The following is a 23,580-nucleotide window of genomic DNA, read 5'->3' as shown; positions in this document are numbered from 1 at the left end:
CATAGGAATGCGGATCGCGCTGTGTGATGACCCAGGGGTGGTGAATCGGAACAGGACTCCGGTTCACCGTGGCTTTCGCCCCGATTGGGCCGGGCTTGGCCGCCCACGGAGGTGACACGCTCACGCTCCGGACGTGCCGGCCCGGCGTTCCTACTCGTGCTCCGGTGACCGCGGAGGACTGACCGTCGTGCGGGGCGGACGGCGCTGCGAGGACGTACGGACGATCAGCTCGGTCGGTATCACCTGCTCGACCGGCTGCTCGGAGTCGAGCCCCTCGATGGCGTCGATGAGGACCTGGATCACCGCTGTGCCGATGCGACGGGGCTTGAGCGACAACGTGGTGATCGGCGGCTCGGTACTGGCGTAGACGGTGGACTCGCTGCAGCAGACGAGCAGCAGGTCCTCCGGGACGCGCAGGCCGTAGCGGCGGGCGGCGGCGAGCAGGTCGGTGCCGTTCGGGTCGAAGAGACCGTAGACGGCGTCCGGTCGGTCGGGGCGGGCCAGCAGCCGGTCGGCGGCGACGGCGCCGGCGCACGGATCGTGCGCCGGATAGGCCTCGTAGACGGGGTCCTGCCCGACGCGCTCGCACCAGCGGAGGTAGGCGGTGGTCGACAGGTGGGTGTACGTGTCGGTCGTGGTCCCGGTGAGCAGGCCGATCCTGCGGGCCCCGGCATCGGCCAGGTGGTCGAGGATGCCGAGCACGGCGGCCTCGTGGTCGTTGTCGACCCAGGCGGTCACGGGGAGCGTGCCGGCCGGGCGGCCGTCGGACACGACGGGTAAGCCCTGCCGCACCAGTTCGCTGACGACCGGGTCGTGGTCGGAGGGATCGATGACGACCGTGCCGTCGAGGGCGACGTTGGACCACACGTCGTGACGGGAGGTCGCCGGAAGGATCACGAGGGCGTAGCCGCGGGCGAGCGCGGCGGACGTGGCGGCGCGCGCCATCTCGGCGAAGTACGCGAACTCGGTGAAGGTGAAAGGTTCATCCCCGTACGTCGTCACGGTCAGGCCGATCAGTCCCGACTTGCCGGTGCGGAGCGTGCGGGCGGCGGCCGAGGGCCGGTAGCCCAGTCGGTCGGCGACCTCGCGCACATGGCGCCGGGTGGCATCCGGGAGTCGGCCCTTGCCGTTGAGGGCGTCGGAGACGGTCGTGATGGACACTCCGGCGGCGGCGGCCACGTCCCTGATGCCCGCCCGGCCCGGCCGGCTGCCTCGACGGGAGGTTTCCGCGCGGCTCACCTGGTGCTTCCCTGCTGCTGTCATGGCGAGCCGATAGTAGGGCTCATGGGGTGGGGTAGGGCGGACGCATATGCACGCGTTGACAGTCACGTTTCTGCATGATCATCAAGCATGAACCGCCTTGGAAAACAGGCAAGTTGGCGCGTCACAACCCAGTATCTGACGTGCCGACCACCAAGGGCCTGCCCCGTGGCGGATGTTGCGAAGAGGTCTCAACTCACCTGCACGGGGGATGCGCGCCACGGCGCGAGCCACCGGCGCGTAGATATATGTGCGGCGCGCCCCCCGAATCATGCGCCTTCGTGCACTGATGCCCCTGATGCCAGTGTGACGGAGGAGGTCTGGCCTCCCCTATACGCAGGGGCGCCGAATCCTCTTAAGGTGAGGAGTATTCGACGGTGATGGTCACGAGGAGGACTGCGGTGAGCGAGACGAGCCCCAAGCTGCGCGCCGAGCTGGAGGGAATTCCCACCTACAAGCCGGGCAAGCCCGCCGCGGCCGACGGCCCGGTCGCCTACAAGCTGTCCTCCAACGAGAACCCGTACCCGCCCCTGCCGGGTGTGATGGAGACGGTGACGGCCGCGGCCTCGTCGTTCAACCGGTACCCGGACATGGCCTGTACGTCCCTGATGAGCGAGCTGTCGGACCGGTTCGGCGTGCCCCTCTCCCACCTGGCCACCGGTACCGGTTCGGTCGGTGTGGCCCAGCAGCTGATCCAGGCGACCTCAGGACCGGGCGACGAGGTGATCTACGCCTGGCGTTCCTTCGAGGCGTACCCGATCATCACGCAGATCAGCGGCGCGACCTCCCTGAAGGTGCCGCTGACGCCGGGCGACGTGCACGACCTGGACGCGATGGCGGACGCGATCACCGACCGGACCCGGCTGATCTTCGTCTGCAACCCCAACAACCCGACGGGCACGGTGGTGCGGCGGGCCGAGCTGGAGCGGTTCCTCGACCGGGTGCCGAGCGACGTCCTGGTGGTCCTCGACGAGGCGTACCGCGAGTTCATCCGCGACTCCGAGGTGCCGGACGGCGTCGAGATCTACCGTCGGCGGCCCAACGTCTGCGTCCTGCGGACCTTCTCCAAGGCGTACGGCCTCGCCGGCCTCCGGGTCGGCTTCGCGATCGCCCATGAGCCGGTGGCGGCGGCGCTGCGCAAGACGGCGGTGCCGTTCGGGGTCAGCCAGATCGCGCAGGAGGCGGCGATCGCCTCGCTGCGTGCCGAGGACGAGCTGATCGGCCGGGTCGGCTCGCTGGTGTGCGAGCGCACGCGCGTGGTCGACGCGCTGCGCGCGCAGGGCTGGACGGTGCCGGAGACCCAGGCCAACTTCGTGTGGCTGCGGCTGGGGGAGCGGACGGTCGCCTTCGCGGGCGCGTGCGAGCGGGCCGGCGTGGTCGTCCGACCGTTCCCGGGCGAGGGTGTGCGGGTGACGGTCGGCGAGAGCGAGGCGAACGACATCTTCCTGAAGGTGTCGGAGGAGTTCCGCAAGGAGATGTAGGCCGTCGTACGGCCGGAAGTGCTGTGCGGTCACCAGCTGCGCGGTGATCAGCTGTGCGGTGACCAGCTGTGCGGTGACCAGCGGGCCGTACAGCCCTAGGCGTCGACGAGTTCGACGCGCACCGGGTCGCCGTCGCGCACCGTGGCCAGCAGGCGCGGGTCGCCGTCGAGACGCCCGAGGACATTGCAGGGACTCGCTAGGCGGCACTCGTCGCCCAGCGAGATCGGCGTGGGCCCGTACGGGAGCGCCAGGGCGTCGCCGTCGGTCCAGAAGGCGACCGTGCCCGGTTCGACGACCTGCCGGGCGTCCGTTTCACGTGAAACTGACACGCCTGTGTCGAAGTACACCTCTTCGCCCCAGGTGTGGGCGGAGGCGGTGAGCGGCAGGACCTTCAGGAGAGCCTGTGTGGTCGGGGTGTCGCCGAGTGTCGCGGTGAGGTGACCCGCGGGCCATGAGATCCGTATCTTCATGCGGCGGATTCAACAAGATGTTGAAGACCTTGCCAAGGGGTTGACGTCACAGGGGACCCCCCTTCCGGTGTCGAAAAGCAGTACGTCATAATTGCTTGTGAATGTGAACGCGTTCACAAGCGTGTCCCGGTTGCGCCCGAGATAGGTGTTACATACACGCTCAAACTGCCGCTGACACGGCGAGTGGCAACCGCAAGGAGAGTGACGACGTGGACTTGGCTCTGGCGCCGGAGACGCTGGCGCGATGGCAGTTCGGCATCACGACCGTCTACCACTTCCTGTTCGTCCCACTGACGATCTCGCTGGCCGCCCTCACGGCCGGTCTGCAGACCGCCTGGGTCCGTACCGAGAAGGAGAAGTACCTCAGGGCGACCAAGTTCTGGGGCAAGCTCTTCCTGATCAACATCGCCATGGGTGTGGTCACCGGCATCGTGCAGGAGTTCCAGTTCGGTATGAACTGGTCGGACTACTCCCGCTTCGTCGGTGACGTCTTCGGAGCTCCGCTCGCCTTCGAGGCGCTGATCGCCTTCTTCTTCGAGTCCACCTTCATCGGCCTGTGGATCTTCGGCTGGGACAAGCTGCCCAAGAAGATCCACCTGGCCTGCATCTGGATGGTCTCGCTCGGCACCCTGCTGTCGGCCTACTTCATCCTCGCGGCCAACTCCTGGATGCAGCATCCCGTCGGCTACCGGATCAACGAGGAGAAGGGGCGCGCCGAGCTCACCGACTTCTGGGCGGTCCTGACCCAGAACACCACCCTCAACCAGGTCTTCCACAGCTTCTCGGCGGCCTTCCTGACGGGCGGCGCCTTCATGGTCGGCATCGCCGCCTTCCACCTGATGCGCAAGAAGCACATCCCGGTGATGCGGACCTCGCTCCGGCTCGGTCTGGTCACCCTGGCGGTCGGCGGCATGCTCACCGCGATCAGCGGCGACACCCTCGGCAAGGTCATGTACGAGCAGCAGCCGATGAAGATGGCGGCGGCCGAGGCGCTGTGGGACGGCGAGGAACCGGCGCCCTTCTCGGTCTTCGCCTACGGGGACGTCGACAAGGGCCACAACAAGGTCGCCCTGGAGATCCCCGGGTTGCTGTCCTTCCTCGCCCACAGTGACTTCGACTCGTACGTGCCCGGCATCAACGACACCAACAAGGCCCTGCAGGAGAAGTTCGGCCCGGGTGACTACAAGCCCATCGTCCCCGTCGCCTACTGGGGTTTCCGCTGGATGATCGGCTTCGGCATGGCGTCGTTCTCCCTCGGCCTGCTGGGACTGTGGCTGACGCGGAAGAGGTTCCTGCTGCCGCCCGCTCTGCGCACCGGTGAGGACGAGGTGCCGCACCTGGTGCTGCTCCGCAAGCCGCTCGGCGCGAGACTGACCCGTCTGTACTGGCTCCTGGCCCTCTGGACGATGGCGTTCCCGCTGATCGCCAACTCCTGGGGCTGGATCTTCACCGAGATGGGCCGGCAGCCCTGGGTCGTCTACGGCGTGATGCAGACGCGCGACGCGGTCTCCCCCGGTGTGTCCCAGGCGGAGGTCATCACCTCGATGGTGGTCTTCACCACGCTCTACGCCATCCTCGCCGTCATCGAGGTCAGGCTGCTCGCCAAGTACGTCAAGGCGGGCCCGCCCGAGCTCACCGAGGCCGACCTCAACCCGCCCACGAAGATCGGCGGCGACCTCCGTGACGCCGACAAGCCGATGGCCTTCTCCTACTAGGCCGAGGGAGCCGCACCGTCATGGAACTGCACGACGTCTGGTTCGTTCTCATCGCCGTCCTGTGGACCGGCTACTTCTTCCTGGAGGGCTTCGACTTCGGGGTCGGCGTGCTCACCAAGCTGCTCGCCCGGAACCGGGCCGAGAAGCGCGTGCTGATCAACACCATCGGCCCGGTGTGGGACGGCAACGAGGTGTGGCTGCTCACGGCCGGTGGCGCGACCTTCGCCGCGTTTCCCGAGTGGTACGCGACTCTCTTCTCCGGCTTCTACCTTCCGCTGCTCGTCATCCTGGTCTGCCTGATCGTCCGGGGTGTCGCCTTCGAGTACCGGGTGAAGCGGCCCGAGGAACGCTGGCAGCGCAACTGGGAGACAGCGATCTTCTGGACCTCGCTGATACCGGCGTTCCTGTGGGGCGTGGCCTTCGGCAACATCGTCGGGGGCGTGAAGATCGACCGGGACCTGGAGTACGTCGGCTCCGTCTGGGAGCTGCTCAACCCGTACGCCCTCCTGGGCGGCCTGGTCACGCTGACGCTGTTCACCTTCCACGGAACGGTGTTCACCGCGCTCAAGACCGTCGGTGAGATCCGCGAACGGGCGCGGGCGCTGGCCCTGCGCGTCGGCCTCGTGACGGCCGTGCTGGCCCTGGTCTTCCTGCTCTGGACGCAGTTCGACAACGGTGACGGCAAGAGCCTGGTCGCGCTCGTGGTGGCCGTCGCGGCGCTCGTCGTCGCCCTGCTGGCCAATCAGGCCGGGCGCGAGGGCTGGTCGTTCGCGCTGTCCGGCCTCACCATCGTGGCCGCCGTGGCGATGCTCTTCCTGACGCTCTTTCCGAACGTCATGCCGTCCACGCTCGACGCGGACTGGAGCCTCACCGTCACCAACGCCTCATCCAGTCCCTACACCCTCAAGATCATGACCTGGCTGGCCGTGGTCGCCACACCAGTCGTCCTTCTCTACCAAGGCTGGACGTACTGGGTGTTCCGCAAGCGGATCGGCACGCAGCACATAGCCGAAGCCGCGCACTGAGTCCGGACGGGTGTGGATCACGTGGCACGACGTCGTGTTCCACGTGAAACACACCCTTCGGACGGGAGGGCATGTTTCACGTGAAACCCATCGACCCACGTCTTCTGCGGTACGCCCGCGCGACCCGGTTCTTCCTGATGGCGGTCGTCGCCCTGGGCGCGGTCGGCGCCGGGCTCCTCGTCGCGCAGGCGATGCTCATCGCCGAGGTGGTGGTGGGCGCCTTCCAGCACGGCCTCACGGTGGCCGAACTCCGCACGCCTGTGCTGTTCCTGGTGGCCGTCGCCTGTGGGCGTGCGCTGGTCGGCTGGCTGACCGAGCTGGCCGCACACCGAGCGAGCGCGGCGGTGAAGTCGGAGCTGCGGGGCCGGCTGCTGGAGCGGGCGACCGCGCTCGGTCCCGGCTGGCTGAGCGGGCAGCGGACCGGATCGCTGATCGCGCTGGCCACCCGCGGAGTCGACGCCCTCGACGACTACTTCTCGCGCTATCTGCCGCAACTGGGGCTCGCGGTCGTCGTGCCCGTGGCGGTGTTGGCCCGCATCGTCACCGAGGACTGGGTCTCGGCGGCCATCATCGTCGGCACCCTGCCGCTCATCCCGCTCTTCATGGTGCTGATCGGCTGGGCCACACAGTCCCGTATGGACCGGCAATGGCGCCTGCTGTCCCGGCTGTCCGGGCACTTCCTGGACGTGGTCGCCGGGCTGCCGACGCTGAAGGTCTTCGGACGGGCCAAGGCACAGGCCGAGTCGATCAAGCGCATCACCGGTGAGTACCGGCAGGCGACCATGCGGACGCTGCGGATCGCCTTCCTGTCGTCCTTCGCGCTGGAACTGCTCGCGACACTCTCCGTGGCGCTCGTCGCCGTCACCATCGGCATGCGGCTGGTCCACGGGGACATGGCCCTGTACGACGGTCTCGTGGTCCTCGTCCTCGCGCCCGAGGCCTATCTGCCGCTGCGGCAGGTGGGGGCGCAGTACCACGCGGCGGCCGAGGGGCTCGCCGCCGCCGAGGAGATCTTCGAAGTACTGGAGCGACCCGTACCGGCACGCGGGACCGGCGAACTGCCGGCGGACGGAACCCTGTCCTTCGAGGACGTGACGATCCGCTATCCGGGACGTGTCGCGGACGCCGTGACGGACGTGCGCTTCACCGTCCGGCCCGGGGAGACGGTCGCCCTCGTCGGTCCGAGCGGGGCGGGGAAGTCGACGCTGCTCAACGCCCTTCTCGGCTTCGTGCGTCCGGCCGGGGGGCGGGTCCGGATCGGGGGAGCCGACCTTGCGGAACTCGACCTGGCGCAGTGGCACGCCCGCGTCGCCTGGGTGCCGCAGCACCCGCACCTGCATGCCGGCACCATCGCCGAGAACGTCCGGCTGGCCCGTCCGGACGCCGACGACGACGCCGTGCGGCGGGCGCTGCGGGACGCGGGCGCACTGAAGTTCGTGGACGCGTTGCCCGAGGGGACGGGGACGGTGCTCGGGGAGGAGGGGGCCGGGTTGTCCGCCGGGCAGCGGCAGCGGCTGGCGCTGGCACGGGCGTTCCTCGCGGACCGGCCCGTCCTGCTCCTCGACGAGCCGACGGCCGCGCTGGACGGGGCCACCGAGGCCGACGTCGTGGCCGCCGTGCGAAGGCTGGCGGAGGGGCGCACGGTGCTGCTGGTGGTGCACCGCCCTGCCCTGCTGGAGGTGGTCGACCGGGTGGTGCGGCTGGAGGAGCCGGCCCCCGCCGTCGCGGCCGACGGTGCACACGGGGCACCGCCCGCCCGCGCTCTCGACGAGGCCACCGCCGGCCCTGCTCCGGTGTCCGCCGGTGCCCAGGCCCCTTCGCCGGAACCTGGAGGCGGCGTCCTCGCCAGGGTGCGCGCGATGTCCGCCGCGCGGCGCGGGCGGCTCGGCCTGGCCCTGCTGCTCGGCAGTCTGGCCCTCGGCAGTGCCGTCGGCCTGATGGCCACCTCCGGGTACCTGATCTCGCGGGCCTCCGAGCAGCCGCCGGTGCTGTACCTGATGGTGGCGGTCACGGCCACGCGTGCCTTCGGTATCGGACGGGCCGTGTTCCGCTACGCCGAGCGCCTCGTGTCGCACGACGCCGTGCTGAGGATGCTCGCCGACACCCGGGTCGCCGTGTACCGGCGGCTGGAGCGGCTCGCGCCCGCGGGGCTGCGCCGCAGCCGGCGGGGTGACCTGCTGTCCCGGCTCGTCGCCGACGTCGACGCGCTGCAGGACTACTGGCTGCGCTGGCTTCTGCCCGCCGCGTCCGCGGTGGTGGTCTCGGCCGCTTCGGTCGGCTTCACGGCCTGGCTGCTGCCGGAGGCCGGTGCGGTGCTCGCGGTCGGACTGCTGGCGGCCGGAGTCGGTGTCCCGATGGTCACCGGCGCCGTCTCACGGAGGGCCGAGGGCCGGCTGGCACCCGCCCGGGGCCTGCTCGCGACCCGGGTGGCCGATCTGCTCAGCGGCACCGCCGAGCTGACCGTCGCGGGCGCACTGCCCGCGCGGTCCGCGGAGGCGCGCCGGGCGGACGGCGCGCTCACCCGGATCGCCTCGCGTGCCGCCACCGCCACCGCGGTGGGTGACGGGCTCACGGCTCTGGTGTCCGGGCTGACCGTCGCGGGCGCCGCCCTCGTCGGGGTCCAGGCGGTCGCCGACGGGCGGCTCGCCGGCGTGGCCATGGCCGTCGTCGTGCTGACCCCCTTGGCGGCCTTCGAGGCCGTGCTGGGGCTCCCGTCGGCCGTGCAGTACCGCCGGCGCGTGCACAAGAGCGCCGAGCGCGTGTACGAGGTGCTCGACGCCCCCGAGCCCGTACGGGAGCCGGAGACGCCTCGGCAGGTGCCCGCGTCGCCGTTCCCGGTCGTCCTCAAGGGGCTGACCGCGCGCCACTCCGGGCAGGACCGGGACGCCGTGGCGGAGCTCGACGTGACGCTGGCCGAGGGGCGCCGTGTCGCCGTCGTCGGGCCGTCGGGGTCCGGCAAGACGACGCTGGCCCAGGTGCTGCTGCGGTTCCTCGACGCGGAGGCGGGTTCCTACACGCTGGCCGGTGTCGACGCCTACGTCCTGGCCGGTGACGACGTCCGGCGGCTCGTCGGCCTGTGCGCCCAGGACGCGCACCTCTTCGACAGCTCCGTGCGCGAGAACCTGCTGCTGGCCAGGAAGGACGCCACCGAGGAGGAGCTGCGCGTCGCCCTGGCGCGAGCCCGGCTGCTGGAGTGGGCCGACAGCCTGCCCGAGGGTCTGGACACGCTGGTCGGGGAGCACGGCGCCCGGCTGTCCGGCGGGCAGCGGCAGCGGCTGGCGCTGGCCCGTGCGCTGCTCGCCGACTTCCCGGTCCTCGTGCTGGACGAGCCCGCCGAGCACCTGGACCTGCCGACCGCCGACGCGCTCACCGCCGATCTGCTGGCCGCCACCGAGGGCCGTACGACCTTGCTGATCACGCACCGGCTGGCGGGTCTGGGGGCGGTGGACGAGGTGATCGTGCTGGACGAGGGCCGGGTGGTGCAGCGGGGAACGTACGCGGAGCTGGCCGCGGTGCCGGGACCGCTGCGGGCGATGGCCGAGCGGGAGGAGGCGTCGGAACTGCTGGTCGGAGCGCGTTGAGGGAAGGCGTCGTGCCGACTCCCGCGACGCCACCGGAGAATCCGACTTTCCGGAACAAAGAGGTCTCATTAGGCTCGGCTCATGCCCCCAGCACCGTCTCCCGGCTCCCCGCCGCCCCGTCCCGGGGCCTCGGCCGAGTTCCTGGCACGGGTGCCGAAACTGCTGGACGCGATGCGGTCGGTCGGCAGCGGGCTGGAGCTGCACTCCACCCTGCACCGGATCTGCGAGACGGCGGCGGACCTGGCGGACGCCCGGTACGCGGCCCTCGGTGTCGTGGGCGAGGACGGTGACGGCCTCGCGGCATTCGTGCACCACGGCGTCGACGAGGCGACCGCCCGACGGATCGGTCACCTGCCCGACGGCCGCAAAGGTCTGCTGGGCGCGCTCATCCGCGACCCGGCGCCGGTCCGGCTCACGGACCTGACCGACGATCCGCGTTCGTGCGGTTTCCCCGACCGTCATCCGCCGATGCGCGGCTTCCTCGGCGTTCCCATCCGCGTCCAGGGCGAGATCTTCGGCAACCTGTACCTGACCGACAAGCGGGCCGGGGCGCCGTTCGACGACTACGACCTCGCCATGGTCCGGGTCCTGGCCACGGAGGCCGGCATCGCCATCGGCAACGCACGGCTGTACGAGGCCGCTCAGCAGCGGGAGCGCTGGATCGACGGGTCGGTCGCCGTCACCACCGCCCTGCTGTCCGGCGGTGACGCCGACGAGGCCCTCCAGACCGTCGCCGAACAGGCACGCCGGCTGTCCGGAGCGGCGGCCGGGATCGTGCTGCTGCCGGCCGACGGGGGCGGACTGGAGATCGTGGCCGTGTCGGCGGCGCGCCCCGCGGACGTCCTGGGCACCGTCATCCCGGCGGACAACGGCATCGTCGGTGAACTCCTCGCCGGGCGTCCCGTGTTCGTGGACGACGCCGCCACCGACCGGCGCCTGGAGGCCGGGCCGGTACGCGCCTACGGACCGATCATGCTGCTGCCCCTGCGCAGGGACGCGCGGGTGCTCGGAGGCCTCGTCATGCCCCGCGCCCGGGGCGAGCGCCCCTTCACCCGAACGGAGCGCGCGCTCGGCGAACGGTTCGCCTCGCAGGCCGCGCTGGCGCTGATGATGGCCGACGCCCAGCGTGACCGGGAACGGCTCGCGGTGTACGAGGACCGCGACCGTATCGCCCGGGACCTGCACGACCTCGTCATCCAGCGACTGTTCGCCACGGGGATGATGCTGGAGAGCGCTCGGCGCGGGTCCGCCGTGCCCGAGGTGCGGGACGGAGTGGCCGGGGCCGTCGACGAACTCGACGTCACCATCCAGGAGATCCGTTCCGCGATCTTCGCGCTGCGGCAGCCGGCCGAGGCACCCGCCGGGCTGCGCAGCCGAGTCCTGCGGGAGGTCACCATGGCCGCCGTGCCGCTGGGATTCACGCCCTCGCACCGTTTCGTCGGCCCGGTCGACACCGCCGTCGGCGAGGTGACCGGCAAGAACCTCATCGCGGCGCTGCGTGAGGCCCTGTCCAACGCGTTCCGGCACGCCCACGCCACCCGGATCGAGGTGGCCCTCGACGCCACGGCGATCCTGCCGGACGGCCGGCCGGGTGTGCGGCTGACGGTGGCCGACGACGGAGTCGGCGTGCCGGAGGGCGGCCGACGCAGCGGCCTGCACAATCTCGAGCGCCGTGCCGAGGCCGTCGGAGGCGCCAGTCGGCTCGGCCCGGGCATCGGACCGGACGGAGGAGGCACGACGGTGCTGTGGGAGGCTCCGTACTGAGCACCGTCGCCGTCGTTGCCCCAAGTGCAGCAGTCGCACTGCTCCGTGTGCAGCAACCGGTCCCCCGGTCGTACGCGTCGCAGCAGGCCGCGCGCCGAGATCCGGTCCACGATCGCTGACATGCGCTCACCTCGCCGACGTCCGCTCCTCGTTCCGGTGTTGCTGTGCGCGCTCGCCGTGCTCGGGGCCGGCCCCACCGGCGCCATGGACGAGGACGGCGGCTCCGGAACCGGTCTCGGCGCTCAGGTGGCGCGGCTTCACCAGGACGCGGCCAGGGCCACCCAGCAGTACGAGGACGGGCGGCGCGAGGCGGAGGCGCAGCGGACGAGGGCCCTGGCGTACGAGAAGCGGCTCGACCGGCAGCGCCGGAAGATCGACGCCATGCATGAGGACCTGGGCCGGATCGCCCGCGCCCAGTACCGCGAGGGCGGCGGGCTCCCGTACACGGCGCGGATGCTCCTGGCGGACGATCCGGACCAGCTGATGCGGGGTCGGCGTGCCTTGACCCGCGCCGATCTGGCCGTCGACAGGGCCATCGGCAAGAGCCTGCGGGCCGAGGCCCGCCTCGCCGCGGACGAGGCGGAGGCCGAGGCGGCCTGGCGGGCTCTGGAGGAACGCAACGCGGGGCTGGCGGAGCTGAGAAAGAAGATCGAGGGCAAGCTGGAGGCGGCCCGTCAGCGGCTGGAGGGTCAGGCGAATGCCTCGGTGGCGGCCGGTTCCTGTCCCGGCGCGGTCCGTCTCGACCAGCCCGACGTGCGCTTCGGCCGGTCCTGGGTCGCACCGGTGGAGACGTACGAGTTGTCGGCGTCCTTCGGCAGCGGCGGGGCGAGGTGGGCGAACCGGCACACCGGCCAGGACTTCGCCGTGCCGGTCGGGACGCCGGTGCGGTCGGTCGGCACGGGCCGGGTGGTGGCGGTGACGTGCGGCGGCGCCTTCGGCATGCAGGTCGTGGTCGAGCACGCGGGCGGGTACTGCACGCAGTACGCCCATCTGGCCGCAGTCGCCGTCGACCAGGGCGAACGGGTCCGCCCCGGGCAGTGGCTCGGGCAGTCGGGCAGCACCGGGAACTCCACCGGCCCGCACCTGCATTTCGAGGTACGGGTCACGCCGGAGGCCGGTTCGGCGCTCGACCCGGTGCCGTGGTTGGCACGGCGCGGGGTGACGCTCTGACGGGACGGGACGAGCTGGGGGACGGTTACCGGGGAAGGTCCGCCAGGATCCGCTCGATCACGACCGCCACCCCGTCCTCGTTGTTGGCCACCGTCCGTCCCGAGGCGGCGGCGATCACGTCGGGATGGGCGTTGCCCATCGCGTACGACCGCCCCGCCCAGGTGAGCATCTCCACGTCGTTCGGCATGTCACCGAAGGCGACGACCTCCTCGTGCGAGATGCCGCGCTCGGCACAGCACAGGGCGAGCGTGCTGGCCTTGGACACCTCGGGTCCGCTGATCTCCAGCAGGGCGCTGGGGCTGGAGCGGGTGACGTTGGCGCGGTCGCCGATCGCGAGGCGGGCCAGGGTGAGGAACCCGTCGGGGTCCAGCTCGGGATGGAACGCCAGGATCTTGAGGATCGGCTCGGAGGCGGCACGACCGTCCGGCGCGAGGATCTCCTCGGCGGGCAGGAGGTCGTCGGGGACCTCCATGTGCAGCTTCGGATACGCCGGCTCCTGGTGGAAGCCGTAGGTCTGCTCGACCGCGTACACCGTGCCGGGCGCCGCCTCGCGCAGCAGCCGTACGACGTCCAGCGCGTTCTCCCGGGCCAGCTCCCGCACCTTCACGAACCGGTGGGTGCCGGGGCCCCCGTGCAGGTCGACCACGGCGGCGCCGTTGCCGCAGATGGCGAGGCCGTGCCCGTGAACGTGGGCGCTGACGACATCCATCCAGCGAGCAGGGCGGCCGGTGACGAAGAAGACCTCGATGCCCGACTCCTCGGCCGCGGCCAGCGCGGCGACCGTGCGCGGGGAGACCGACTTGTCGTCGCGCAGCAGGGTGCCGTCGAGATCGGTGGCGATGAGTCGCGGGCGGGTCGCGGCGGCTGAGGGCTCGGGCTGTCGGGTCGCTGAGGTCACCCGGTCATTGTCACGCATATGCCCGCACGTCCGTGCGTGAGTCCGCACATCTGTGAGCTATGGCTCTCATCCCTTCAGCTGGGCCGGTGCCTCCATGGCGATCCGCTCGAAGACCTTCTCGTCGGCCGTGAAGTCGGAGTCCGGGATCGGCCAGTGGACGACCAGCTCCGTGAAGCCCAGGTCCCGGTGGCGACCGGCGAAGTCGACGAAAGCGTCCACGGACTCCAGCGGGCGGCTGCGGTCCGGTGTGAAGCCGGTGAGCAGGACCCGGTCGAGCTCGCTCACCTCGCGGCCGATCGCGGCGCAGGCGTCGGCCAGCTTGTCGGCCTGCCCTCGCAGCGCCCGGTCGGACTGCTCGGGGGTGCCGTCCTCGTACAGCTTCGGGTCGCCGGTGGTCACCCATGCCTGGCCGTGTCGCGCGGCGAGGCGCAGCCCGCGTGGCCCGGTCGCGGCCACCGCGAACGGCAGCCGGGGACGCTGCACGCATCCCGGGATGTTGCGCGCCTCGTGCGCCGAGTAGAAGTCGCCCTCGTACGAGACGGCGTCCTCGGTCAGCAGCCGGTCGAGCAGCGGGATGAACTCGGCGAGCCGGTCGGCCCGCTCGCGCGGAGTCCACGGCTCCTGGCCCAGTGCGGTGGCGTCGAACCCGGTGCCACCCGCTCCTATGCCGAGCGTGACCCGGCCGCCGGAGATGTCGTCCAGGGAGATCAACTCCTTGGCGAGCGTCACCGGGTGCCGGAAGTTCGGGGAGGTCACCAGCGTCCCCAGGCGAAGGCGCTCGGTGACCGACGCGGCGGCGGTGAGTGTCGGCACGGCACCGAACCACGGGCCGTCCCGGAAGCTGCGCCAGGAAAGGTGGTCGTAGGTGTACGCGGTGTGGAAACCGAGCTGCTCGGCGCGCGTCCAGGTCGAACGGCCGCCTTCGTGCCAGCGACGGTACGGAAGGATCACGGTGCTCAGACGCAGACTCATGTCTCCGAGCCTATGCGGGCCGGCCGCGTTTCACGTGAAACGTCGACGGGCGTCACCGTGGGCGACGGCTCGGATGCGGAAGAGAGTCACCCGTGTGCGGGGTCCGCTCCGGCGCGGCGGTGAGAGGCCGGGTCGGCGCCGGTCGCACGGAATCAGTGCTGAGCGGGAAGGCGCAGATACCGAGGCGGCACGTGGTTCGTGAGCCAGACACCGTTCGCGCTGAGGTGGAAGACATGACCGTCACGGTGCATGGCGGCGGCGTCCACCGACAGCACGATCGGACGGCCGCGTCGGGCACCGACCCGGGTCGCGGTCTCGCGGTCCGCCGAAAGGTGCACGTCGTGCCGGTTCATCGCGCGCAGCCCCTCGGCGCGGATCGCGTCCAGATACCGGGCGACGGTCCCGTGGTAGAGGTACGGCGGCGGGGTCGCCGCGGCCAGTCCGAGGTCCACGTCGACGCTGTGGCCCTGACTGGCGCGGATGCGGGTGCCATCGGTCGCGAAGCGCCGTTTGTCGTTGGTGGCGACCACGTGGTCGAGCTCTTCGCGGGTGAAGCGGAAGCCGTGCGCGGCCGCCGCGGCGATCAGCGCGTCGATCTCGACCCATCCGCCCTCGTCGAGGACGAGCCCGATCCTTTCCGGCTGGTGGCGCAGGTGCTTGGACAGATACTTGGAGACCTTCACGGTGCGTCTGTCGTCCATGTGTTCCCGAGGCATGGGACCAGCCTGCCGACAGCGACACACATCACGCGATCGATTTTGCCGCCGAGGTTTGATCCACAGCCAAGTGCGGTTATCCACAGGCTGGTTGGCGCATCCTGTGGAAACTACAGCGGCGGCCGCACCCGAGCGAGGCGCCTCAGCGCCCCCGGAAGGAAGCGGGACACGAGGTGGGCGCCCCGCGCCTCCGGCGTCACCGGGACCACGGCACGGTTGTGCACGACCGCCTCCAGGACGGCGTCGGCCACCTTCTCCGGTGGATAGTTGCGCAGCCCGTACAACCGAGCCGCGCGCCGCTGCCGCCGCCTCTCCTCGTCGGCGTCGACTCCGGCGAAACGTGCCGTCGAGGTGATGGCGGTGTTGACGAGGCCGGGGCAGATCGCCGTGACGCCGATCCCCTGCCCGGCCAGCTCGGCGCGCAGGCACTCGCTCAGCATCAGCACGGCCGCCTTGGAGGTGCTGTAGGCGGGCAGCGCCCTGGACGGCTGGAAGGCCGCGGCCGACGCGATGTTGATGATGTGGCCGCCCTGTCCGCGCTCGGTCATCTGCCTGCCGAACAGGCGGCAGCCGTGGATCACGCCCCACAGGTTGACGTCGAGTACCTTCTTCCAGTCCTCCGGAGTGGTGTCGAAGAAGGAGCCCGACAGGCCGATCCCGGCGTTGTTCACCAGGACATCCAGCACGCCGTACTCGGCGGCGACCTTGTCCGCGAGTTTCTCCATGGCCTGTCCGTCGGAGACGTCGGCGGTCTCCGCCCAGGCGGCCGGCGCGCCGATCAGCCGGGACAGCTCGGCGGTGCGGGCGGCCGATTCGGCGTCCCGGTCGACGGCCACCACGCGCGCGCCGGCCTCGGCGAACGCGAGCGCCGTGGCTCGGCCGATGCCGTTGCCCGCTCCCGTGACCAGCACCAAGTGGCCGGCGAAGCGATCGGCGTGCTTGCCGTCCGCCGTCGTGGCGGGCCGTCCGTCGTCGACGGCGTCGACGAACTCCGTGATCCAGTCCGCCAGCCGGTCCGGCCGGGTGCGAGGCACCCAGTGCTTGGCGGGCAGGGTGCGGCGGGTCAGCCGTGGGGCCCACAGCTCCAGCCCGTCGTAGAGCCGCTCCGACAGGAACGCGTCGTCGAGGGGCGTGATGAGCTGCACGGGCGCGTGCGCGTAGGCGTCGTCGCGCGGCCGACGCAGCCGGGGCCGTACGTTGTCGCGGTACAGCCAGGCCCCGTGCGCCGCGTCCGTCGGCAGGGAGGGGGTCGGGTAGTCGCCGCCGGGCACCTTCTCCACGCGCCGGAGGATGCCCGGCCAGCGCTTGCCCAGGGGCCCGCGCCAGGCGAGTTCCGGCAGCACGGGCGTGTGCAGCAGGTAGACGTACCAGGACTTGGCGCCCTGGCCGAGCAACTGGCCGACCCGGCGCGGGGTGGGGCGCCTGAGGCGCTTGCCGATCCAGTGCCCGAAGTGGTCGAGGGACGGCCCGGACAGCGAGGTGAAGGAGGCGATGCGGCCCTCGGTGCGCTTGACCGTGACGAACTCCCAGGACTGCACCGAGCCCCAGTCGTGGCCCACCAGGTGCACGGGCCGGCCGGGGCTGACGGCATCCGCCACCGCCAGGAAGTCGTCCGTGAGCTTCTCCAGCGTGAACCCGCCGCGCAGTGGGCTGGGCGCGGTGGACCGGCCGTGGCCCCGCACGTCGTAGAGGACCACGTGGAAGCGGTCGGCGAGGCGGACGGCCACCTCGGACCAGACCTCCTTGCTGTCCGGGTAGCCGTGCACGAGGACGACCGTGGGCCGCCGCGGGTCGCCCAGTTCGGCCACGCACAGCTCGACCCCGCCCGTGTGCACCCAGCGCTCTCGCGCACCCTCCAGCACGGTCATTCCTCCTCCGCCCAGCGCCGCACGTGCGGCAGATCGTCGTCCAGCCGGAAGGCGCTCGCCTCGGGATCCGCGGAGTCGGCGACGACCCGGATCTCCTCGGACCGCGCGCCCGTGCCCCGGAAACCGAAGCGGGATCCGACCACCCACGACCCCGGCCGGGGCGGGTGGCCGGAGAAGCGGTACGGCGACCACCGCGGGGGCCGGCCCTCGCGGCGACCGTGCGGCGCGTCGCTCGCGAGGTCCTTGAGCGCCTGCGTGCCGACGCCGGACAAGCGTGGCGGCCGGCGTCGTCCCCGCGCCCGGTCCGCACGGTGGGCCAGGGCGAGGCGTCGCACCTGCCCGTGTCCCCGCAGCTCAGTGCGGTGCCCGGCTGCCACTGCCGTCGTCATGTCACCCCGATCCGTCCGCCCCCGGGCCCGTCCGGCGCGGTCCGCGCCGTCCGTGCCACTCGCTCGTCACGTGACGTCGCCGAATCTCCCAGTTGTTAGACCCGGCGTCAATAGGGCGGTGCGTGTGGCCCGGACCTCGATGTGTGGCTCTCAGGTACGGCTCCCCCTACGGGTCCGTACTACTCGAGTCTGACGTCAAGACGGCTCTCCGGTCTGACGACCTGAGTGGCGGGCGTCACTACTGTCATCGATGTGACTGTGATCGCGACCGAAAGCCTGAGCAAGCGGTACCCCCGGGTGACCGCGCTCGACCGGCTCTCCGTGGACGTCGGACCCGGTGTGACCGGACTCGTGGGCGCCAACGGCGCCGGCAAGTCCACCCTGATCAAGATCCTGCTGGGTCTGTCTCCCGCCACCGAGGGCCGGGCCGAAGTGCTCGGACTCGATGTCGCCACCCAGGGCGCCGACATCCGCGAGCGAGTCGGCTACATGCCGGAACACGACTGCCTGCCGCCCGACGTCTCGGCCACCGAGTTCGTCGTCCACATGGCGCGCATGTCCGGCCTGCCGCCCACCGCCGCCCGCGAACGGACGGCCGACACCCTGCGCCACGTCGGTCTGTACGAGGAGCGCTACCGGCCCATCGGGGGCTACTCGACCGGCATGAAGCAGCGCGTGAAGCTCGCGCAGGCCCTGGTCCACGATCCGCGGCTGGTCTTCCTCGACGAGCCGACCAACGGCCTCGACCCGGTCGGCCGCGACGAGATGCTCGGCCTCATCCGCCGCATCCACACCGACTTCGGCATCTCCGTCCTGGTCACCTCGCACCTCCTGGGCGAGCTGGAGCGCACCTGCGACCACGTCGTCGTCGTGGACGGCGGCAAGCTGCTGCGCTCCAGTTCCACCACGGACTTCACCCAGACCACGACGACCCTCGCGATCGAGGTCACCGACACCGACGCGCACCCCGACGGCACCCGCGCGGTGCGCGACGCGCTCCACGCGCGCGGGGCGGCGGTCCAGGACGGGAGCGGCCTGCCCGGCGCCGGCCATGTCCTGCTGCTCACCGCGGCGGGCGAGGAGACCTACGACCTGGTCCGGGACGTCATCGCCGACCTGGGCGTCGGCCTGGTGCGCATGGAGCAGCGCCGGCACCACATCTCGGAGGTCTTCACGGACAGCGACGCAGAACGGAAGGAGGCGGTCGGCCATGGCAACTGAACAGCCCCTGCAGGCACCGGTCACGGTGCCGGTTGACCAGACCCGCATCCACAACATCGGCTACCGCAGCTACGACGGCCCCCGCCTCGGCCGCGCCTACGCCCGCCGCTCGCTGTACTCGCAGTCCCTGCGCGGCGCCTACGGACTGGGCCGCTCGGCCAAGTCCAAGGTGCTGCCGATGCTGCTGCTCGCGGTGATGTGCCTGGTCGCGGGCATCCTGGTCGCCGTCTCCGTCGTCACCAAGGCGAACGACCTGCCCCTCGACTACACGCGCTACGCGGTCGTCCTCCAGGCGGTCATCAGCCTCTACGTCGCCTCGCAGGCCCCCCAGTCCGTCTCCCGCGACCTGCGCTTCAAGACCGTGCCGCTGTACTTCTCGCGGCCGATCGAGACCTCCGACTACGTCCGCGCCAAGTACGCGTCGCTCGCCTCGGCCCTGTTCATCCTCACCGCCGCACCCCTGCTGGTGCTCTACGTGGGCGCGCTGCTCGCCAAACTCGACTTCGCGGACCAGACCAAGGGTTTCGCACAAGGACTCGTCTCCGTGGCACTGCTCTCGCTCCTCTTCGCCGGCCTCGGACTGGTCGTCGCGTCGGTCACCCCGCGCCGCGGCTTCGGTATCGCGGCCGTCATCGCCGTCCTGACCATCACCTACGGCGCGGTCTCCACACTCCAGGCCATCGCGGACGTCCAGGGCAGCTCCGGAGCCGTCGCGTGGATCGGCCTGTTCTCGCCGATCACCCTCATCGACGGCGTGCAGTCCGCCTTCCTCGGCGCCACCTCGTCGTTCCCCGGCGGAGTGGGTCCGAGCAACGGTGAGGGCGCGGTCTACGTCCTCGTCACCCTGGGCCTGATCGCCGGTGCCTACGGTCTGCTGGTGCGCCGCTACTCGAAGGTGGGACTGTGACCACGCTGAAGATCGACCATGTCTCCCGCTGGTTCGGCAACGTGGTCGCCGTCAACGACATCACGATGACGATCGGCCCCGGCGTCACCGGCCTCCTCGGCCCCAACGGCGCGGGCAAGTCCACCCTCATCAACATGATGGGCGGCTTTCTCGCCCCCTCCACCGGCGACGTCACCCTCGACGGCCAACCGGTCTGGCGCAACGAGGCCATCTACCGCCACATCGGTGTCGTGCCCGAGCGCGAGTCGATGTACGACTTCCTCACCGGCCGCGAGTTCGTCCTCGCCAACGCCAAGCTGCACGGCCTGGGTGCCAAGGAGGCCCAGGAGGCCCTCGCCACCGTGCAGATGGAGTACGCGCAGGACCGGAAGATCGCCACGTACTCCAAGGGCATGCGGCAGCGCGTGAAGATGGCGAGCGCCCTCGTGCACAACCCGTCGCTGCTCCTGCTCGACGAGCCGTTCAACGGCATGGACCCGCGCCAGCGCATGCAGCTCATGGACCTGCTGCGACGGATGGGCGACGAGGGCCGCACGGTGCTGTTCTCCTCGCACATCCTCGAAGAGGTCGAACAACTCGCCTGGCACATCGAGGTCATCGTCGCCGGACGGCACGCGGCCAGTGGCGACTTCCGCAAGATCCGCCGCCTGATGACCGACCGGCCGCACCGCTACCTGGTGCGTTCCAGCGACGACCGGGCCCTCGCGGCGGCCTTGATCGCGGACCCGTCGACGTCCGGCATCGAGGTCGACCTCGCCGAGGGCGCCCTGCGCATCCAGGCCGTCGACTTCGGACGGTTCACGGCCCTGCTGCCGAAGGTCGCCCGCGACCACGGCATCCGGTTGCTCACGGTCTCGCCGTCCGACGAGTCCCTCGAGTCCGTCTTCTCGTATCTCGTCGCGGCGTAGGAGGCCGAAGAATGTACGACCCCACAGTCGCCAGGCTCACCTACCGAGCCCTGCTCGGCCGCCGCCGGGCCCTCATCCTGGGCGCGCTGCCCCTGCTGCTGCTCGTCATCGCCGTGGCGGTGCGCGCCCTCGCCGGAGCCGACGACCAGACGGCGGCGGACGTGCTGGGCGGGTTCGCCCTCGCCACCATGGTTCCGATCATCGGTGTCATCGCCGGCACCGGCGCCATCGGCCCCGAGATCGACGACGGCTCGGTGGTCTACCTGCTGTCCAAGCCGATCAAGCGGCCGACGATCGTCTTCACCAAGCTGATCGTCGCCATAGCCGTCACGATGGTCTTCTCCGCCGTGCCGACCCTGCTGGCCGGCCTGATCCTGAACGGCAACGGCCAGCAGATCGCCGTCGCCTACACGATCGCCGCGCTGGTCGCCTCCATCGCCTACGCCGCGCTCTTCCTGCTCCTGGGCACGGTGTCCCGGCACGCGGTGGTCTTCGGGCTCGTCTACGCGCTCGTCTGGGAGGCACTGTTCGGCTCCCTGGTACCCGGTGCCCGCACCCTGAGCGTCCAGCAGTGGTCGCTGGCAGTGGCCCAGAAGGTCGCCGACGGGAACCTGGTGACCTCCGACGTCGGCCTGCTGACCGCGACGGTACTGCTGGCCGGGGTCACGGTGCTCGCCACCTGGTACGCCGGCCAGAAGCTGCGGACGCTGACGCTCGCCGGGGAGGAGTGACCACCCCGGTTCCGACGGGGCCTTCGCCCCGGCCCGGGCGCACTGGGCCGGGGACGCCCGCGGGACACGCCACGCGGGACACGCCACGCGGACATCGTGCCGGACCCCACGGCGTCGCAGGAGCCGCAGGCGCCGCAGGCGGTAAGACGGTGTACGTCCGGTTTTAATCGGTGGCGCCCGGCTTTCCGTACCGGCACTGTGGTGCCTGCACGAGGCCGGACGGCGCCGGCGCATCGGGCGGCCGCTTCGAGCACGCGAGACGCCTCGCGTGGGCCGACCGACGGGGACGCCGGCGCCGCCCGGACCGTGACACGAGGGCCGCGACCGTACGGCCGCCGCTCAAGACGGGTGGGGCAACGGGGTCAGGCAGCCAAGCGCTCCAGCACCACCGCGATGCCGTCCTCGTCGTTCGAGGACGTCACCTCGTCCGCCACCGCCTTCAGCTCCGCATGGGCGTTGGCCATCGCCACGCCCCGGGCGGCCCAGCCGAACATCGGCACGTCGTTGGGCATGTCGCCGAACGCGATCGTGTCCGCGGCCTTCAGCCCGAGTCGGCGCGCCGCGAGCGACAGGCCGGTGGCCTTGGACAGGCCGAGGGGGAGCAGCTCGACGATGCCCGCGCCGGCCATGACGACCGTGACGAAGCCGCCCGCGGTGCGCCGGGCGGCCTCGGCCAGTTCGTCGTCGGACAGCGTCGGATGCTGGATGTAGATCTTGTTCAGCGGCGCCGACCACAGGTCCGAGGCGTCGGTGAAGGGCACCGCCGGCAGGTCACCCCCGACCGCGTAGCCCGGGCCGACCAGGACGTCGCCGTCCAGCCCGTCACGGCTCGCCGCCAGGTACAGCGGACCGGTCTCCGCCTCGATCTTGGCCAGTGCCACCCCGGCCAGCTGGCGGTCCAACGTGACCGAGGTCAGCAGGCGGTGCTCTCCGGCGTGGTAGACCTGGGCGCCCTGTCCGCAGACGGCCAGGCCGTTGTAACCGAGGTCGTCGAGGATGTGCCGGGTCCACGGGACCGCGCGGCCGGTGACCACGATGTGGGCGGCGCCGGCCGCGGTGGCCGCGGCGAGCGCGTCCCGGGTGCGCCGCGAGATCGTGTCGTCGCTGCGCAGCAGGGTGCCGTCGAGGTCGGTCGCGACCAGGCGGTACGGGAAGCCCGCGGGGGAACCGGTGCCGGACCCCGTGGCGGAGCCGGTGTCGCTCACTTCGCCACCGGTTCCAGGACCTCTCGGCCACCCAGGTACGGGCGCAGCACCTCGGGCACGCGCACCGAACCGTCGGCCTGCTGGTGGTTCTCCAGGATCGCCACGATCGTGCGCGGTACGGCGCACAGCGTGCCGTTGAGCGTGGCCAGCGGGCGCACCTTCTTGTCCTCACGGACGCGGATGGACAGCCGGCGCGACTGGAACTCCGTGCAGTCCGAGGTCGAGGTCAGCTCGCGGTACTTGCCCTGGGTCGGGATCCAGGCCTCGCAGTCGTACTTGCGGGCGGCCGAGGAGCCCAGGTCGGCCGAGGCGACGTCGATGACCCGGAACGGCAGCTCCAGCGACGTCAGCCACTGCTTCTCCCACTCCAGCAGGCGCTGGTGCTCCGCCTGCGAGTCCTCGGGGAGGACGTAGGAGAACATCTCGACCTTGTCGAACTGGTGCACGCGGAAGATGCCCCGGGTGTCCTTGCCGTGCGAGCCCGCCTCGCGGCGGAAGCAGGGGGAGAAGCCGGCGTAGCGCAGCGGCAGGCGGTCGGCGTCCAGGATCTCGTCCATGTGGTACGCGGCGAGCGGCACCTCGGACGTGCCGACCAGGTACAGGTCGTCCTTGTCGAGGTGGTAGACGTCCTGGGCGGCCTGGCCCAGGAAGCCGGTACCGGCCATCGACTGCGGGCGCACCAGCGCCGGCGTCAGCATCGGCGTGAAGCCGGCCGCCGTGGCCTGGGCGATCGCCGCGTTGACCAGGGCGAGCTCCAGCAGCGCGCCGACGCCGGTCAGGAAGTAGAAGCGCGAACCGGAGACCTTGGCGCCGCGCTCCACGTCGATGGCGCCGAGCAGCTGGCCCAGCTCGAGGTGGTCCCGGGGCTCGAAGCCCTCGGCCGCGAAGTCGCGGTGGGTGCCGTGCGTCTCCAGGGTGACGAAGTCCTCCTCGCCGCCGACGGGAACGTCGGGGTGGACGAGGTTGCCCAGCCGCTGGAGCAGCTCCTGGGTCTCGGCGTCGGCCGCGTCGCGTTCGGCGTCGGCCGCCTTGACGTCGGCGGCGAGCTGGCTCGCCCGCTTCAGCAGCTCGGCCTTCTCGTCTCCGGTGGCCTTGCCGATGAGCTTGCCGAGGCCCTTCTGCTCGGCGCGCAGCTCGTCGAAGCGGACGCCGGACGACCTGCGCCGCTCGTCGGCAGACAGGAGGGAGTCGACGAGCGCGACGTCCTCTCCACGGGCGCGCTGCGACGCGCGCACACGGTCGGGGTCCTCACGGAGCAGGCGAAGGTCAATCACGCGGTCAAGGCTACCGGTGTGCGGT

18 protein-coding genes and 1 pseudogene are annotated in these 23,580 nt (G+C 71.2%); 10 read left to right on the top strand and 9 right to left on the bottom strand.

All coding sequences use genetic code 11. The features are described 5' to 3' along the window. Positions 1 to 150: 150 nt before the first annotated feature. Positions 151 to 1,263 carry a LacI family DNA-binding transcriptional regulator gene (locus SAM23877_RS17650; RefSeq protein ID WP_079030272.1) on the bottom strand — a complete coding sequence of 371 codons (1,113 nt, stop codon included), beginning with the start codon at positions 1,261 to 1,263 and terminating at the stop codon, positions 151 to 153. 398 nt (positions 1,264 to 1,661) lie between these two features. Here SAM23877_RS17650 and hisC point away from each other — a divergent pair, with 398 nt between their 5' ends. Further along, positions 1,662 to 2,741 (top strand): histidinol-phosphate transaminase, encoded by a 1,080-nt coding sequence (gene hisC, locus SAM23877_RS17645; RefSeq protein WP_053133813.1) that lies wholly within the window; start codon positions 1,662 to 1,664, stop codon positions 2,739 to 2,741. Between the two features lie 95 nt (positions 2,742 to 2,836). On the opposite strand, the gene SAM23877_RS17640 is transcribed toward hisC, so the two are convergent. Further along, entirely contained in the window at positions 2,837 to 3,211 is a 375-nt protein-coding gene (locus SAM23877_RS17640) for a cyclophilin-like fold protein (RefSeq protein ID WP_053133810.1), read from the bottom strand. Positions 3,212 to 3,420: 209 nt separating this feature from the next. On the opposite strand from SAM23877_RS17640, the gene SAM23877_RS17635 reads away from it, so the two are divergent. The 5 genes from SAM23877_RS17635 to SAM23877_RS17615 all read left to right on the top strand — a co-directional run bounded on the left by SAM23877_RS17635 (position 3,421) and on the right by SAM23877_RS17615 (position 12,466). After that, positions 3,421 to 4,926, top strand: a complete 1,506-nt coding sequence (locus SAM23877_RS17635) for a cytochrome ubiquinol oxidase subunit I (protein ID WP_053133806.1) — start codon at positions 3,421 to 3,423, stop codon at positions 4,924 to 4,926. Positions 4,927 to 4,946: 20 nt separating this feature from the next. After that, positions 4,947 to 5,951 carry a cytochrome d ubiquinol oxidase subunit II gene (gene cydB, locus SAM23877_RS17630; protein ID WP_053133803.1) on the top strand — a complete coding sequence of 335 codons (1,005 nt, stop codon included), beginning with the start codon at positions 4,947 to 4,949 and terminating at the stop codon, positions 5,949 to 5,951. Between the two features lie 80 nt (positions 5,952 to 6,031). Further along, positions 6,032 to 9,532, top strand: coding sequence for a thiol reductant ABC exporter subunit CydD (cydD, locus tag SAM23877_RS17625; RefSeq protein ID WP_053133800.1), 3,501 nt, complete (start codon positions 6,032 to 6,034; stop codon positions 9,530 to 9,532). Positions 9,533 to 9,613: 81 nt separating this feature from the next. Then, the gene (locus SAM23877_RS17620) at positions 9,614 to 11,296 is read left to right on the top strand and encodes a sensor histidine kinase (protein ID WP_053133797.1); all 1,683 of its coding nucleotides are present in this window, start codon (positions 9,614 to 9,616) and stop codon (positions 11,294 to 11,296) included. A gap of 120 nt (positions 11,297 to 11,416) precedes the next feature. Next, the gene (locus SAM23877_RS17615; RefSeq protein WP_053133795.1) at positions 11,417 to 12,466 is read left to right on the top strand and encodes a M23 family metallopeptidase; all 1,050 of its coding nucleotides are present in this window, start codon (positions 11,417 to 11,419) and stop codon (positions 12,464 to 12,466) included. 25 nt (positions 12,467 to 12,491) lie between these two features. Here SAM23877_RS17615 and SAM23877_RS17610 read toward each other — a convergent pair whose 3' ends face one another. The 5 genes and pseudogenes from SAM23877_RS17610 to SAM23877_RS40040 form a co-directional block, all read right to left on the bottom strand. Then, positions 12,492 to 13,382 (bottom strand): Cof-type HAD-IIB family hydrolase, encoded by an 891-nt coding sequence (locus tag SAM23877_RS17610; RefSeq protein WP_053133792.1) that lies wholly within the window; start codon positions 13,380 to 13,382, stop codon positions 12,492 to 12,494. Positions 13,383 to 13,430: 48 nt separating this feature from the next. Continuing rightward, a complete protein-coding gene (locus tag SAM23877_RS17605) occupies positions 13,431 to 14,336 on the bottom strand; it encodes an LLM class flavin-dependent oxidoreductase (RefSeq protein ID WP_053133789.1) in 906 nt (301 codons plus the stop codon). Between the two features lie 152 nt (positions 14,337 to 14,488). Further along, positions 14,489 to 15,037: an RNA 2'-phosphotransferase gene (locus tag SAM23877_RS17600; RefSeq protein ID WP_053133786.1), complete on the bottom strand. Its 549-nt coding sequence runs from the start codon at positions 15,035 to 15,037 to the stop codon at positions 14,489 to 14,491. A gap of 125 nt (positions 15,038 to 15,162) precedes the next feature. Further along, positions 15,163 to 16,920, bottom strand: a complete 1,758-nt coding sequence (locus SAM23877_RS17595; protein ID WP_053133783.1) for an SDR family oxidoreductase — start codon at positions 16,918 to 16,920, stop codon at positions 15,163 to 15,165. Continuing rightward, positions 16,917 to 17,240: pseudogene (locus SAM23877_RS40040) on the bottom strand (M24 family metallopeptidase); the annotation flags it as partial. The pseudogene SAM23877_RS40040 and the gene SAM23877_RS17595, both read right to left, overlap by 4 nt. Before the next feature lie 327 nt (positions 17,241 to 17,567). Between SAM23877_RS40040 and SAM23877_RS17585 the strand changes: the two are divergent. The 4 genes from SAM23877_RS17585 to SAM23877_RS17570 are packed head-to-tail and all read left to right on the top strand — an operon-like array spanning position 17,568 to position 21,076. Next, positions 17,568 to 18,530: an ABC transporter ATP-binding protein gene (locus tag SAM23877_RS17585; RefSeq protein WP_053133781.1), complete on the top strand. Its 963-nt coding sequence runs from the start codon at positions 17,568 to 17,570 to the stop codon at positions 18,528 to 18,530. Next, positions 18,520 to 19,437, top strand: coding sequence for an ABC transporter permease (locus tag SAM23877_RS17580; protein ID WP_053133779.1), 918 nt, complete (start codon positions 18,520 to 18,522; stop codon positions 19,435 to 19,437). Before SAM23877_RS17585 ends, SAM23877_RS17580 begins: the two co-directional genes overlap by 11 nt. After that, positions 19,434 to 20,345, top strand: a complete 912-nt coding sequence (locus SAM23877_RS17575) for an ABC transporter ATP-binding protein (RefSeq protein ID WP_053133776.1) — start codon at positions 19,434 to 19,436, stop codon at positions 20,343 to 20,345. Before SAM23877_RS17580 ends, SAM23877_RS17575 begins: the two co-directional genes overlap by 4 nt. 11 nt (positions 20,346 to 20,356) lie before the next feature. Then, entirely contained in the window at positions 20,357 to 21,076 is a 720-nt protein-coding gene (locus tag SAM23877_RS17570) for an ABC transporter permease subunit (RefSeq protein ID WP_053133773.1), read from the top strand. Between the two features lie 362 nt (positions 21,077 to 21,438). Here SAM23877_RS17570 and SAM23877_RS17565 read toward each other — a convergent pair whose 3' ends face one another. Together SAM23877_RS17565 and serS are read right to left on the bottom strand one after the other, a co-directional pair. Further along, the gene (locus SAM23877_RS17565; RefSeq protein WP_053133770.1) at positions 21,439 to 22,281 is read right to left on the bottom strand and encodes an HAD family hydrolase; all 843 of its coding nucleotides are present in this window, start codon (positions 22,279 to 22,281) and stop codon (positions 21,439 to 21,441) included. After that, complete coding sequence (gene serS / locus SAM23877_RS17560) at positions 22,278 to 23,555, bottom strand: serine--tRNA ligase (RefSeq protein WP_053133767.1); 1,278 nt, start codon at positions 23,553 to 23,555, stop codon at positions 22,278 to 22,280. Before serS ends, SAM23877_RS17565 begins: the two co-directional genes overlap by 4 nt. Positions 23,556 to 23,580: the final 25 nt, after the last annotated feature.

It is taken from the genome of Streptomyces ambofaciens ATCC 23877 (assembly GCF_001267885.1).
In the GTDB taxonomy this organism is placed as follows: Bacteria; Actinomycetota; Actinomycetes; order Streptomycetales; family Streptomycetaceae; genus Streptomyces; species Streptomyces ambofaciens.
This window is presented reverse-complemented; position numbering and strand designations above follow the sequence as displayed.